The organism is Coprococcus sp. TM115-187 (assembly GCF_027679115.1).
Classification (GTDB): domain Bacteria; phylum Bacillota; class Clostridia; order Lachnospirales; family Lachnospiraceae; genus Allocoprococcus; species Allocoprococcus comes.
This window is the reverse complement of record NZ_JAQEKS010000010.1, coordinates 65,692-79,957: the sequence shown is the minus strand read 5'-3', so window position 1 is coordinate 79,957 and position 14,266 is coordinate 65,692. Positions and strand designations below refer to the sequence as shown.

10 protein-coding genes are annotated in these 14,266 nt (G+C 42.0%); 2 read left to right on the top strand and 8 right to left on the bottom strand.

Annotation, left to right across the window (positions count from 1 at the left end; genetic code table 11):
* Window positions 1–59 precede the first annotated feature (59 nt).
* The 3 genes from PGW42_RS08810 to PGW42_RS08800 form a co-directional block, all read right to left on the bottom strand.
* Window positions 60–2,303 carry a beta-L-arabinofuranosidase domain-containing protein gene (locus PGW42_RS08810; protein WP_270203192.1) on the bottom strand — a complete coding sequence of 748 codons (2,244 nt, stop codon included), beginning with the start codon at window positions 2,301–2,303 and terminating at the stop codon, window positions 60–62.
* Window positions 2,304–2,489: 186 nt separating this feature from the next.
* On the bottom strand, window positions 2,490–3,014 hold the full coding sequence (locus PGW42_RS08805; protein ID WP_270203193.1) for a spore maturation protein: 525 nt from the start codon (window positions 3,012–3,014) through the stop codon (window positions 2,490–2,492).
* Window positions 3,015–3,101: 87 nt separating this feature from the next.
* Window positions 3,102–4,466 (bottom strand): MATE family efflux transporter, encoded by a 1,365-nt coding sequence (locus PGW42_RS08800; protein ID WP_055248143.1) that lies wholly within the window; start codon window positions 4,464–4,466, stop codon window positions 3,102–3,104.
* A 203-nt stretch (window positions 4,467–4,669) separates the two neighbouring features.
* Here PGW42_RS08800 and PGW42_RS08795 point away from each other — a divergent pair, with 203 nt between their 5' ends.
* Window positions 4,670–6,433, top strand: coding sequence for an ABC transporter ATP-binding protein (locus tag PGW42_RS08795; protein WP_270203194.1), 1,764 nt, complete (start codon window positions 4,670–4,672; stop codon window positions 6,431–6,433).
* On the top strand, window positions 6,430–8,409 hold the full coding sequence (locus PGW42_RS08790; protein WP_270203195.1) for an ABC transporter ATP-binding protein: 1,980 nt from the start codon (window positions 6,430–6,432) through the stop codon (window positions 8,407–8,409). Before PGW42_RS08795 ends, PGW42_RS08790 begins: the two co-directional genes overlap by 4 nt.
* Before the next feature lie 266 nt (window positions 8,410–8,675).
* On the opposite strand, the gene PGW42_RS08785 is transcribed toward PGW42_RS08790, so the two are convergent.
* From PGW42_RS08785 to PGW42_RS08765, 5 genes are all read right to left on the bottom strand, one after another.
* Complete coding sequence (locus tag PGW42_RS08785) at window positions 8,676–9,653, bottom strand: ABC transporter ATP-binding protein (protein ID WP_117824653.1); 978 nt, start codon at window positions 9,651–9,653, stop codon at window positions 8,676–8,678.
* 13 nt (window positions 9,654–9,666) lie between these two features.
* Entirely contained in the window at window positions 9,667–10,638 is a 972-nt protein-coding gene (locus PGW42_RS08780; protein WP_055297360.1) for an ABC transporter ATP-binding protein, read from the bottom strand.
* Window positions 10,631–11,494, bottom strand: a complete 864-nt coding sequence (locus PGW42_RS08775) for an ABC transporter permease (RefSeq protein WP_117824651.1) — start codon at window positions 11,492–11,494, stop codon at window positions 10,631–10,633. The genes PGW42_RS08780 and PGW42_RS08775 overlap by 8 nt, the downstream gene beginning before the upstream one ends.
* 12 nt (window positions 11,495–11,506) lie before the next feature.
* On the bottom strand, window positions 11,507–12,457 hold the full coding sequence (locus PGW42_RS08770; protein WP_055297364.1) for an ABC transporter permease: 951 nt from the start codon (window positions 12,455–12,457) through the stop codon (window positions 11,507–11,509).
* Window positions 12,458–12,527: 70 nt separating this feature from the next.
* Window positions 12,528–14,099: an ABC transporter substrate-binding protein gene (locus PGW42_RS08765; protein ID WP_270203196.1), complete on the bottom strand. Its 1,572-nt coding sequence runs from the start codon at window positions 14,097–14,099 to the stop codon at window positions 12,528–12,530.
* Window positions 14,100–14,266 lie beyond the last annotated feature (167 nt).

Genomic DNA, 14,266 nt, shown 5'->3' with positions numbered 1-14,266 from the left:
ACAAAAAAGTAGGAGTGTACATTTTTTAACTGCACACTCCTGCTTTTTATTTCTTATTTTTATTCTTTATGAAAATATACATGATAAGCTTCCATATCTACTTCCGGAAGAGGGATCATCTTCATTCCATTCGCTTCAAACTGTAATTTTCCATCAACCATATGAATTTCTTCTACTGCCGGTGCTGCAAGGAATTCTTTTTCCTCTGAAAGTGCCGCAAGAATATATGGCCCATATGCAAGATTGACAAATGCCGCATCAGACTTGTTATCCAACACACGAAATTCCATTGGAAGTTCCAGTCGGATCACATCTCCGGCTTTCGGATCTGCATCAATTACCAGATATCCATCATGAAGTGCTGTATCTGCAAGAACTTTTCCATTTACAGACACGTTAAAATCCTTCTGCCCCCATGCCGGAATATGGATTTTAAGAACTTTTTTCTGATCCTTTTGGCAACGGATTTCCATTACACCTTCTTCATCCACACTCTGAAGTTCAATCATCGTTTTTCCATTTTCGTCCGTCAGCACGGAATCTACAAGAAGGTTAATGTAAAGCGCATCTTCATCCTGCGCATAAATATTTTCCATATAACGGAATCTGCTCTCCATACCGGTTCCATGACAGCAGGAATTCTCTGAAAGGAAGAATTCTTTTCTGCCACCCGGACCAAGTGGAAGAAAATAAGTCGTTCCACCATCACATTTATGACTACTTGATGTCAAGATATGATTTCTCAGCGTATTATCATAATAATCCATCAGATCGCCGCTTCGAGTATATTCAAATAACTGACTGGTCAGGCGCAGCATATTATAACTTGCACAGCTTTCAGCAGCCTTATCCGTAAGATAAGAACACGTTGTATTTGCACGATGGAACATCTCAGTCTCACCAACCCCACCGATACAATATGTATGTCCACCAGTCACGATATTCCAGAAATTCTTTCCGATTTCCCAATAAATCTCATCACCAGTTGCCCGATACAGATCCATTGCACCGATAATCTGCGGAATATGCTGGTTTGCATGCATATCCTCCAATGTATCGCATTCTTCTTCCATCGGATAGAATAACTTTTCATTTTCAAAAAGTTTTGCAGCCTTCAGATGATTTTCTTTTCCGGTCAGCTCATAGACTTTTACCATTGTTCCAAGCATACCACCAAATTCGCCCGCAATATACATTGCCCACATTTTATCCAGTGTTTCTTTTGGCAGACGGGAAAGTCTGTCATATACCCAGTCTCCCATCAAGTCCAAGATCTCTTTTGCCGTCTCATTTCCGGCAAGTACATGACAATCATATAATCCGGACATAATCTTATCCAAAGTATAATACGGAGCCCAGATTTCCGGATACTTGGTATATACTTCCAGAAGATCGAACTGTTCCTCTGAGTATGCACTTAAAAATCCTCTGTGATATTTGCCGGTTGCCGCAAATGCATCCTGGCACTTTTTCAGCTCTGCTACCATGTAATTGACTTTATCTAAAAATTTTGGATTGCCGGTTGCTGCAAATGCAAGTGCAATACCTGACAGATAATGTCCTGTCGTGTGCCCTTTCAGTTTACAGCTTTCCTCATCCCAACCGGTCATCGGAGGTGCCCCTTTTGTATCCAGTCCGGTCGCTTTGCGGAAATTATAAAGCATCTGGTCATCGTCAATTCCAAGAAGATATTCTTCCATCAGCTTCTGGTATTTATAATAAAGAGTTCCTTCTTTCAAACGAACCTGTCCAAGTGGAAAATAACCCACTTTTTTCTCCGGTCCTTTTACTGGTACTATTTCCTTTTTATAATGGATCTCTGCAGATGCTTCCTTTTCTGTACCATCGATCACACCTGCAACTGCAACCACTGTCTCTTCTTTTGCCGGCTCATATGTATTCCATTTCACTGGCATTGTCATGCGACGTCCATCTTCTGTATATACGATCACAACAGACGGAAGATGTGCTTTTTCACCGACCAGTGCATTAAGAACGACTTTACGTACTTCTTTTACGATATTTTCTTTTGCTTCCTGCAATACGGTCGCCACATATTCTCTTGACTCACTACATCCTTCATATGTTGCGGTAACCGTCAGTGTAACCTTACGGTTTCCCATGCCATGCAGCGGACGATGTACCTTTCCTGTATTGTCAATAAATCTTTCTTCCCCTGTCTCCCAGGTAAATTGAGCACCATATTTTCCGTTCTCCGGGAGTGTAAGATTGTCATCTACCGTGCTCAGATTCCCAATATAAATTGCATCCAACTCTTTTTTAATAATTTCTGCTGCGTTCATGTTTTGCTCCTTTTCGTATAAAAATTGGATTCGAACCATCTATAGACTATATTCTATGTTTCTCTCCATTCTTTGTCAAGATTTTGCACATTTTTTGTTAATTGTAATCATTTTTATTGTGCGATATATACATTTTTCAAAAAGATCTGAATACAACATTCGATAATTTTTATATACAACTTTTATTTATACAAGTGCTGCCAGCCACACACTCGCTACAAGCCCTGCAAATGTTGCAATAAATGCTCCGGCAAGAGTATACCTGGTTTTTTTCACCTTTGCTGACATAAAATACACCGATATCGTATAGAAAATCGTTTCCGTACACGCCATCGAAATTGAAGCAATCATTCCATTTCTCGAATCTGTTCCAAATTCCTTGTAGATATCAAGCAATAATCCCGTTGCGGCAGAGGACGAAAACATTTTCACAATCGTAAGTGGAACCAATGCCCCTGGAAATCCAATCTGCTCCGTCAAATTTCCAATTATTTCCGATATAAATTCCAGAAAACCTGATACACGTAAAATCCCCACTGCCGTCATCAATCCGATCAACGTCGGCATCAGCCGCACAACCGTCCCAAATCCACGCTTTGCCCCCTGAATAAAAGCGTCATATACATTCACTCCTGCAAAAATTCCATATATAAGAATGGACAAAATCATAAAAGGGACAATAAAGTCAGATATGTATAAAAAAAGGCGCATAAAAACAGCTCCTGGCGAACCACTTTACTAAAAAGTATATTCGCCGGAGCTGTTATTCATTCCGTTTGCTTTATAAAGAAAACTTTTCTATTCCTCATCCGCATACTTCGCAAACCGCTTCTCATTCTGGTGGATCACATAATAATACATCACGATCAGCAACGCACTTGCCAGGATCCATGCCGCCGGACTTGCCATACATACCCCAAAGTAACTCTTCTGCCCTGCCGCGATCATGGCAACAACGCCCCTGCCAACCAGCTCAGCCACACCAGCCATCATCGGAAGCAGTCCATATCCCATTCCCTGGATTCCATTCCGGTAAACATTTACAACTGTAAGCGGAATAAAGAAAGTACCGACGCATTTCAGGTAAATATCCACGGAATGCATAATTTCTGTCAGATCCCCAGACAGGAACAGATACGTCATATATTTTCCAACTGTCATAATGATCGCCGCAACTACGACTGAATAGATACTTCCCATGATCGTAATTGACTTAAATCCCTGACGGATCCTTTTGATCTTACCTGCTCCAATATTCTGTGCGCAATAGGTTGCCATCGTGGTTCCCATCGCAACATATGCCTGCGTCACGATCTGCTCGATCTTATTCGCTGCGGTAAATGCTGCTACCTGTGTGGAGCCAAGCAGATTCAGGGCAGTCTGTACCATCATGGTTCCGATTGCTGTGATCGAATATTGAAGAGCCATCGGAATTCCGACTGCAAGCTGGATCTTCAGCAGATGTCCGCTCGGACGCCAGTCCTCCTTATGTAAATGCAGGATCGGAACCGCCTTCACAATATATACCAGACACAGGATTCCCGAAATCCCCTGTGAAATCACGGTCGCCCATGCCGCACCGGCTGCGCCCATGTGAAATGCAATGATAAATACCATATCCAGCACAATGTTGAGCAACGCCGCAAGAATCAGGAAATATAGCGGAACCTTGCTGTTACCAAGTGCCCGCAAGACACTGGATAAAAAGTTATATAGCATCTGCGCCGCAATTCCACCACAGATTACCATAATATACGCATAGGCATCCTTGAAAATATCATCCGGTGTCTTCATAATCCCAAGAAGCGGTTTCATTGCCATCATTCCGAGCACAGTCATAATAAGAGACATAATAATCGCCAGAATCGCGGCATTTCCTACAGTCTTGCGCATTGCTTTCATATCACCCGCGCCAAATTTCTGTGCTGTAAGTACGGTAAATCCTGCCGTCATTCCCAGAATAAATCCATTGATCAGAAACATGATCGTTCCCGTACTTCCAACAGCCGCAAGTGCTTTGGTTCCCACGAACTTTCCTACGATAATCGTATCTGCCATACTGTAGAACTGCTGAAATACATTTCCAATGAAGATCGGCAGTGTGAAATTAAAAATAATTTTTCCCGGATTCCCGGTCGTCAAATCTTTCTGTAATGTTTTCATATAATCCCTCTGTTTATCTCATTAACATTTTACCTCCCGTCATTATAGAAAAATGTATCTTAAATTGCAATTGTCGTTTTCACGAAATTCCCCCTGTTTCACAAAGTATTTCCCGTTTATTTGACGGAATCTTTGACACCCCAGATTCTATCCTCTATAATAATTTATATAGAAAAAAATTATCATTTTCAGGAGGCATTGATATGAAACCACTGCCCTTTATCATGCAATATGTCAGACGATACAAATATCGCTATATTGCCGGAATCCTTACTCTTTTTGCTGTAGATGCGGCAAGTGTATTTATTCCAAAACTTACCGGTATCATTACCGATGGTCTTACCGCGCGCAGCATTACCTGGAGTTCCATTCGTACCTGTCTTCTTGGGATCTTTCTGATTGGTCTTCTGCTTGCAGTCGGCCGTTTTTTGTGGCGTTATTTTCTTTTTGGAACCGCACGTATTATCGAGCGTGAACTGCGTAATGAAATGTTTTCCCATCTGGAAACTATGGATGTGGAATACTACAACAGCCACAAAACAGGTGATCTGATGACCCGGTTTACCAGTGACTTAAATGCGGTCCGCATGGCACTTGGTCCTGCTGTCATCTGCATCTTTGATTCCGTAGTCATGACGCTCCTGGTCGTCTGCCAGATGATGTATTATGTCAATATAAAACTGACCCTTCTGGCACTGATCCCGATGGTCATCATCTGCTTCGGCTATATGCATTACGGAAAGGTACTGGATAACCTCTACACCGAACGTCAGGACAGTGTTTCCAATCTTGCCGACTTTGTACAGGAAAGCTTCTCCGGGATCCGTGTGATCAAGGCCTTTGTTCGCAAGCAGGCAGAAATCCTTTCTTTTTCCAAAAAGAACCAGGACACCATGGATAAAAGTATGCGCATCGCAAAGCTGGAAGCCATCCTGATCCCGCTTCTGGATGTGATCATCGGATTTTCCAGTCTTGCCTCACTCCTTTATGGGGGATACCTCGCCCTGATCGGACAGATTACACTCGGACGCTTCGTAGCTTTCAATCAGTATGTCAATATGCTGGTATGGCCGATGCTCGCCTGTTCGGAAGCTGCCGTCATGTTTTCCCAGGGAACTGCATCCATCCGCCGTGTACAGGAAATCCTGGAAGCACAGACAAATGTAAAAGATACTGCTTCTGTCACGACTTTAGACACCCTGCACGGGGATATCCGTTTTAACCACCTGACCTTTGCACACCTTGGAAATACTTCTCCGGTACTGCATGATATCAATCTGGACATCCCATCCGGGACAACCCTTGCCATCATCGGGCGCACCGGCAACGGAAAATCCACTCTGGTCAATCTTCTGCTCCGGCTTTACAACACCGAGCCAGGCATGATTTATCTGGATGACCATGATATCAACACAATTCCGCTGAAAACTCTGCGTGAAAATATTGCTTATGTACCACAGGATAATTTTCTTTTTTCCGATACTCTGAAAGCAAATATTGCATTCGGCACAAAGTCACAGGATATGAGCCGTATTATCGCCGCAGCAAAATCAGCCTGCATTCACGATAATATTGCAAATTTTCCTGACAACTATGATACGATCGTCGGCGAACGTGGCGTTACGCTTTCCGGCGGTCAGAAACAGCGCAGCTCCATCGCCCGCGCCCTGATGAAAAATGCGCCGATCCTGATTCTTGATGACTCCCTTTCCGCTGTCGACACCGATACGGAAGAACATATCCTGCATAATCTCAGGGACGATCGTAAAGGGAAAACAACGATCCTGATCGCACACCGCATTTCCACAGTACAGCATGCCGATCTGATCATGGTACTTGAAAACGGGGAAATGAAAGAGCTTGGAACACACACCGAACTGATTCAGAAAAATGGTATTTATAAAGATATGTTTGAAAAGCAACAGTTGGAAGCTTCCATTGGAGAACAGGAGGTAGCCATAAGATGAAACGACTTTTAAGTTATCTAAAACCGCATAAATGGGTAATGACCCTGGCAACTGTCCTGGTTCTCTTTATCATTGCTGTGGAACTTTACCGCCCGATCATCATCGGAAATGCAATCGACCAGTATATCAACGGTTATTATCATCCGTATGTAGAAGCCGACGTTTCCGCTTCGGACGCTATAAACTGGAACGGTCTTGTACTGTCGCGCGACCAGGCAGTATCTAAGGCGGATTCTGCTTCCTTTTATCAGATTTTTCTCTGGAAGGATCACTATTACATGGCAGAAAATCTCACCCGCTCTGAATGTACTGCACTACAAAATGCCGATACATCTGTTTTAAAAAATTATGTCAGAGAAGGTGCACAGAAGCTTACTTCCAATGATCTGAAGGTTTTAAGACAAAATGATTTTAAGGGGATCCTAAAAGCCGGAATCCTGTTTCTTCTGCTGCTTTTTAGCGGATTTTTCCTGAACCTTGCCGACACCTGGCTTTTGCAGAAGATGGGCCAGCAGATCGTGTACAAACTGCGTGAAGAAACATTTACACATATACACAGCCTGTCACTTTCTTTTTTCAATACAACACCGGTTGGCAAGCTCGTAACACGTGTATCTAACGATACTGAAGCAGTCAACGAACTGTTTTCCACCATTCTTGTGAAACTTTTTAAAAACGTTGTTAAGATTATTGGTTACGCTGTTGTCATGCTCTCAATTAATGTGAAAATGGCAGGTATATCCTTCCTGCTTTTACCTCTGGTTGCAATCCTGACTTTTGTTTTCCGGCATCTCTCCAGAAAAGCTTACCAGATCACAAGAAATAAAATCACAGAGTTGAACACCTTCCTGTCCGAACATATTTCCGGTATGAAGCTGATCCAGATCTTTGCACGCGAAAAAGAGAAATACAGTGAATTTGAAGGCAAATCTATGGAACTGTACCGTGCCAATTTCCGCGAGATCATGACTTTTGCGATCTTCCGGCCTTCAATCTATCTGGTTTCGGTCATTGCCATGATCCTTGTTATCCGTACCGGAAGCCTTTCTGTGTTAAATGGAAGTCTTTCTCTCGGAACCCTGTTCGTGTTTATCACCTACATCAGCTCCTTTTTTGAGCCAATCCAGGAGCTTTCCGAACAGCTTGGAACCCTGCAGTCTTCCATTGCTTCCGCAGAAAAGATTTTCAGTGTTCTTGATGTAAAACCAGAAATCGTATCTCCGACCGATCCGGCTCCGGTCAATATTCTTGGTGAAATTGAATTCCGCCATGTCTGGTTTGCCTACGAAGAGGAAAATTATATTTTAAAAGATGTAAGTTTTGTAATCCATCCGGGTGAAAAGGCTGCTTTTGTCGGCGCTACCGGAGCAGGAAAATCTACAATTTTAAATCTGATCGGAAGATATTTTGATATCCAGAAGGGACAGATCCTGATTGATGGGATTGATATTCATGAAATTGATCTGGATGTGCTCCGCGGTGCGATTGGTCAGGTTCAACAGGATGTCTTCATCTTCACCGGAGACATCAAAAGTAATATCTCGCTGAATAATGAAGCAATCTCACCGGACGATGTCAGACGGGCTGCCGAAATTGTAAATGCAGATCCATTTATTCAGAAACTGCCGCACGGATATGATGAGCCGGTCACAGAGCGCGGAAGTACTCTATCTGCCGGTCAGCGCCAGCTTTTGTCCTTCGCACGGACACTTGCTTATGATCCAAAGATCCTTGTTCTCGATGAAGCAACTGCCAACATCGATACAGAAACCGAAACACTGATCACACAGGCACTTGCGCGGCTAATGGATGGAAGAACTACGATCATGGTCGCACACCGGCTTTCTACGATCCAGCATGCAGATAAAATTATTGTGATGCATCACGGGGAAATAAAAGAATCCGGAACCCATCAGGAGCTGCTGGCGAAGGATGGGTTGTATAAGAAATTGTATGAATTGCAGTTGATGGATTAGACAATTCTGTCATTTTATTTTATATTGATTTTCTCCTTTATGTTTGTTACCATAAGTTCAAGGTGCTATTTCACTGTGTGCGACTTTTTACAGTCTTGGGTATGTGCGTGGAAAGCATGATTCCAAGACGCAAAAATAACCGCCCATCGTCCTGAGAAAACATGAGCGGTTATTTTTAATAACCAAATAATATCAGGCGAACCGTCATCGGTAGCACCTTTTCTATTTATTATACTAGCATCTTTACACTTTTATGTCAATTTTCTTTACAAGATTTCTTTCGCCCTATGGCATGCAACGGAATGTCCTTTTGAAATCTCCTGGAGTTTCGGGACACCGTTTTTACAGGCTTCTGTCGCATATGGACAACGAGTCACAAAACGGCAGCCCTCCGGGATATTCATCGGACTTGGCAGCTCGCCTTTGAGCTGGATTCTTTTATGTTCTCTTGCTTTTAACGGATCCACGATCGGAATTGCGGAAAGCAGTGCCTTTGTGTACGGATGCATCGGATTGGTATAAAGTTCATTGCTCTCTGCCACCTCAACCAATGTTCCAAGATACATAACTCCGATTCGGGTACTGATGTAGCGTACCATTGAAAGATCATGTGCTGCAAAAAGATACGTCAGACCGAATTCGTTCTGCAGATCTTCCAGCATATTGACAACCTGTGCCTGGATCGATACGTCCAGTGCTGCGATCGGCTCATCACATACGATGAATTCCGGATTAACTGAAAGTGCTCTTGCGATTCCGATTCTCTGTCTTTGTCCACCGGAAAATTCATACGGGAATTTATCCATATCTGCTTTTGACATTCCAACTTTATTTAATAAATACTCAATTCTTTCTTCTGCCTCTTTCTCTTCCATTCCGGCTTTTTTAAGAGGTTCATTGATAATTTCACGAACATTCCAGAATGGATTTAAAGCAGAATACGGATCCTGGAAAATGATCTGCACTTCATCCTTCATCCACTGCAGATTCTTCGCTTTTTCATTTGTAATATCTTTTCCTTTATAGGTTACTTTTCCATCTGTGATATCATACATACGGATCAGGGTACGTTCCAGTGTTGATTTTCCACAGCCTGATTCTCCAACCAGACCAAAAGTTTCGCCTTTATTGATCTCAAGACTTACACCGTCTACCGCTTTTACATACTGCTTACCGCCCATAAATTTATGAACCGGGAAATACTTCTTCAAATCCGTTGCAGATATTAATATTTCTTTATTCATCTATCTCCCCACCTTACTCATTTAAAAAGCACATTGCTCTGTGTGTTTCTGTAAATTCGGTATACTCTGGTTTCTCATTTTTACATCTTTCAGTTGCATACTCACAGCGTTCCGCGAACGGACATCCTTTCGGAGGATCGATCAGTGACGGCGGAAGTCCCGGAATAGACTGTAAACGCTCGCCTTCTTTCAGATCCAGTGAAGGAATTGCTTTCAGAAGTGCCTTTGTATATGGATGCTTTGGTTCATAAAATACTTCTTCAACCGTACCGCTCTCCATCACCAGACCACCATACATAATGATAACCTTGCTGCAGACAGTTGCTACTACACCCATATCATGTGTGATCAGCATGATCGAAGTATGGAATTCATCCTTCAGTTCATGTAAAAGATCCAGAATCTGCGCCTGAATCGTAACATCAAGTGCTGTCGTCGGTTCGTCTGCGATCAGCAGCTTCGGTTCACAGGCAAGTGCCATCGCGATCAGAACTCTCTGGCGCATACCGCCTGAAAATTCATGTGGATACTGTCCAAGTCTGACTTCCGGATTCGGGATACCTACTTTCTTCAGCATTTCTAATGCTTTTTCTTTCGCTTCATTCTTAGAACATTTTCTCTGCCGGATAATAACTTCCTCGATCTGGCTTCCGATTTTCTTCAGTGGATTCAGTGCGGTCATCGGATCCTGGAAAATCATGGTCATCTCTTTTCCACGGACCTTTCTGCATTCTTCATCCGACAGATCTTTTAATTCTCTTTCATTTAAAAAGATAGACTCAGCAGTTCTTTCTGCGTTGTCTGGCAGAATCCCCATAACTGCTTTCATGGTTACAGATTTTCCACTTCCGGATTCTCCAACCAGACCTACGATTTCACCCTGATCTACGCTGAAGCTGACTCCTCTTACAGCCTTTACTTCCTGTCCATGACTTTTAAAAGAAACATTCATATTTTTTACATTTAATACATTCTTCTTACTCATCTTTATCACCTGCTGTAATTCTCGGTTCTACAAACACACGAAGTACATCCCCTAATTTATTGAAAGAATACACGGTCAGAATGATCAGAATGCCCGGCAGAACTGCCATATAAGGTGCCTTCTGAAGATACTGCTGTGAGCTCTGGAGCAGACTTCCCCAGCTGGACATCGGTGCCGCAACACCAAGTCCCAGGAAGCTAAGTGAACTTTCTACCATGATCGCACTTGCTATCTGTGCTGTTGCTGCTGTGATGATCGTTGGAAATACGGTCGGAAATACGTGTGACATGATAACCTTTCCAGAAGGAATTCCGATAAAATCTGCGTACTGCACATACTCCCTCTCTTTTGCAGAAAGCACTTCCGAACGCACCAGTCTGGCGATTTCCATCCAGCTGAACAGACCAATTACAATAATAATAGATACAAGACCTTTCTTAAATAACAGTCCGACAACGGTTACCATAATGATCCATGGAATAGAACTGAACACATCAACAATACGCATCAGAATATTATCCACAATTCCGCCAAAATAGCCCGCTACCATACCAACGGTTACACCAATTACAATCGAAGTCAGCATCGCCAGTACCCCAACAACCAGTGATACACGTCCACCGTATAATACACGGATAAAATAATCCCGTCCCAGCTCATCTGTTCCAAACCAGTGTGCAGATGACGGTGACTGCAGTTTATGCGCTACGTCAAGAGCATCCGGATCTACACTGCTGAATACAACAAAAACACTGACTAAAATAATTGCAATCAAATATACCGCCGCAAAAATAGCCAGCTTATTATGTTTAAACTCATATTTTACATTCTCAAGTCTTCTGTTCTTCTTTTTCATCTTTACCCCCCTCTATTTCATTGACTTAATTCGAGGATCTGTCACACAATATAAAATATCCGATAACAGATTTCCGAGAATAACAAGGGTTCCTGAAAGCACAAGAATACTCATAACGATCGGATAATCCATTGCCTGTACTGCACTTACAAAATAAGGCCCGATACCCGGCCATGAGAAGATCGTCTCTGTAATAACCGCTCCGGTTACAAGCATCGGAAGCGCCATACCAAGTTTGGTAATCAGCGGAAGAAGGACATTCTTGCTGACATGCTTGAACAAAATTTCTGCTTTGCTTGCGCCAAATGACTTCTGCACAATTACATAATCTTCTTTCAGCTGCCCAATTGTAGAGCCACGCACATATCTGGTCAGATCCGGAATAAATCCAACAGTAAGAACTACATACGGCATAATAAAATGCTGCAGAAAATCCAGAATAGAATCTTCTTTTCCAATCGTATGCATTCCCATCAGAGGGAACAGCTCTAACTTATAACCAAAGAAAAACATGATGATCATCGCAAACCAGAAAGTTGGTGTCGCAATTCCGATGGAACAGATTCCATCGATCAGCTTATCCTGCCACTGATTCTTATGACTTCCGGCAACCAGTCCTAATACGATTGCCAGTAAAAAAGCTGTCAGATATGACGGCAACACCAGTTTGATCGTAGACGGAATTCTGCTCTTAAGATCATAAGAAATGCTTGTTCTGGATCTCAGTGAATAACCAAATTCACCCCTGCAGATATTCCCAAGCCATCTTCCATACTGAACAATTACAGGATCATTTAGTCCATACGCTTCTCGCTTTGCCTCTATCTCCTGTTTTGTCATATCCGGTGTCGTAATTGAATCAATTGCATCATACGGCGCAAGATTGATCAGCATAAAGCAGATAAATGTAATGATAAGCAGTAATGGAATTGCCTGTAAAATACGTTTTACAATATATTTCATTCCTCTTCCTCCAAATATAGTTTCTGCTAAAAAAGGGAGGAGGCTTATTAACCCTCCTCCCCGTCATCCATTATTTTAAAGTTAATTTTGATACATCTCCGAATGTATAAATCGGTACGAACTGTGCATCATCAAGTCCTCCAACACGGGCAGTTGTAACAACTGTCTTCATACTTGTACCCATTGGATACTGAAGTGCTTCTTCCGATACCAAAACCTGAAGTTCGCTATACAGCTCTTTTCTCTTAGAATCATCAAGAGTTGTAGCTGCTTCATTGAATTTTGCATCAATGTCTGCATTGTGGAAGTTCATCATATCATCTTTTGTTGAATCAAACAGCGGTGCAAATGTATCCGGGTCGATACCCATTACGTATGCTCCAAGGAACATATCATAATCTGTAGATTCCGGATCATAAGCTGCACTCATGTATGCGGCCTGGTTCACACCACACAACTCAACATCAATACCAACTGCTTTTAATTCAGCCTGGATTGTAAGTGCTTCATTTTTCTGTTCTGTGCTTTCCTCAACATAGCAGAGTTTTAAGGATTTTGCACCATTTGCAGTCAGCTTCTTAGCTTTATCTATATCCTGATCCCACTTTTCAACTCCGTCTTCTGTGTAGTAGCTGCTTGAGTACGGAAGGAACGTATATCCTAATTTGTAATAATCTTCACTTGTAAATGCTGCAGTCATGATTTCATCACGATTAAGAGCTCTGAAGATTCCTTCACGATAATCTTTGTCTTTCATACTCGGTGCAACAGAGTTCAGTCTCAGATAAGAAACACGACCTTCGCTGTATTTTGAAACGTTAAAGTTGTCATCACCTTCAAATGTGTCAACCTGATCAACAGTTACGCTCAGTGCATCTACTTCCTGTTTCTGAAGTGCAAGACCTGCTGTATCAGAATTTTCAATAATTCTATATACAACTGTATCAATATTTGCTTCTCCGTTTGCGTAGTTCGGATTCTTCACAAATTTAAGATGTTCACCTGTCTTATATTCTTCAAGCATATATGGACCAGATCCAACAACTTTATCTTCAAGCATATTCACGTCAAAGCTTCCTTTTCCTTCAAAGATATGCTTTGGAACAATAAATGTCTCTGCCGACAGAAGTTCTACTACAGAAGCACTTGGTTCTGCAAGTGTAAATGTTACTGTAGTATCATCTACTTTCTCAACTTTGATCGGTTCCCCACCTACATAAAGATTTTGCTTCATATCGTTAATAGAATTAAAAGTAAATACAATATCATCTGCTGTTAACGGTTCTCCATCGCTCCACTTTAATCCTTCTTTTAACTTCATCGTATAAACTTTACCATCTTCTGACGCATCCATGCTTTCTGCAAGAATCCAGTCGATTGTTCCATCCTGGTAAATATAGTACGCAGGTGAATAAACCATATGACATGTCATAAGTCCCCATCGGTCATCTGCAGTAATCGGATTCAGTGTATTACCTGTGTCCCCACCGATTGCAAATGTAAATGTATCACTTGCTGCTTTTGTTGATTCTGTTGCGCTCTTGTCAGCTTCTTTGCTGTCTGACTTTGATCCGCCGCATCCGGCAAGCATAGAAACTGCCATAGCTGCACAAAGTAAAGCGCTGAGTACTTTCTTCTTCATTGTAAACCTCCTAATAATATAACATTGTCGACATTCGACATGTTGCTGTTTTTTCTATTGTACTACTACTCTATTTATAAGTCCAATTGATAATTTCTATCCTGTATTACTAATAGGTATTCTCTATAATTTTATAGTATTTCAGAATCTGCTCTGTTTTTTAATAG

What these genes read in the sequence shown, in the direction of transcription:
- PGW42_RS08810 (WP_270203192.1), bottom strand. Translation starts at nt 2,303, where the DNA reads ATGAACGCAGCAGAAATTATTAAAAAAGAGTTGGATGCAATTTATATT.
- PGW42_RS08805 (WP_270203193.1), bottom strand. Translation starts at nt 3,014, where the DNA reads ATGCGCCTTTTTTTATACATATCTGACTTTATTGTCCCTTTTATGATT.
- PGW42_RS08800 (WP_055248143.1), bottom strand. Translation starts at nt 4,466, where the DNA reads ATGAAAACATTACAGAAAGATTTGACGACCGGGAATCCGGGAAAAATT.
- PGW42_RS08795 (WP_270203194.1), top strand. Translation starts at nt 4,670, where the DNA reads ATGAAACCACTGCCCTTTATCATGCAATATGTCAGACGATACAAATAT.
- PGW42_RS08790 (WP_270203195.1), top strand. Translation starts at nt 6,430, where the DNA reads ATGAAACGACTTTTAAGTTATCTAAAACCGCATAAATGGGTAATGACC.
- PGW42_RS08785 (WP_117824653.1), bottom strand. Translation starts at nt 9,653, where the DNA reads ATGAATAAAGAAATATTAATATCTGCAACGGATTTGAAGAAGTATTTC.
- PGW42_RS08780 (WP_055297360.1), bottom strand. Translation starts at nt 10,638, where the DNA reads ATGAGTAAGAAGAATGTATTAAATGTAAAAAATATGAATGTTTCTTTT.
- PGW42_RS08775 (WP_117824651.1), bottom strand. Translation starts at nt 11,494, where the DNA reads ATGAAAAAGAAGAACAGAAGACTTGAGAATGTAAAATATGAGTTTAAA.
- PGW42_RS08770 (WP_055297364.1), bottom strand. Translation starts at nt 12,457, where the DNA reads ATGAAATATATTGTAAAACGTATTTTACAGGCAATTCCATTACTGCTT.
- PGW42_RS08765 (WP_270203196.1), bottom strand. Translation starts at nt 14,099, where the DNA reads ATGAAGAAGAAAGTACTCAGCGCTTTACTTTGTGCAGCTATGGCAGTT.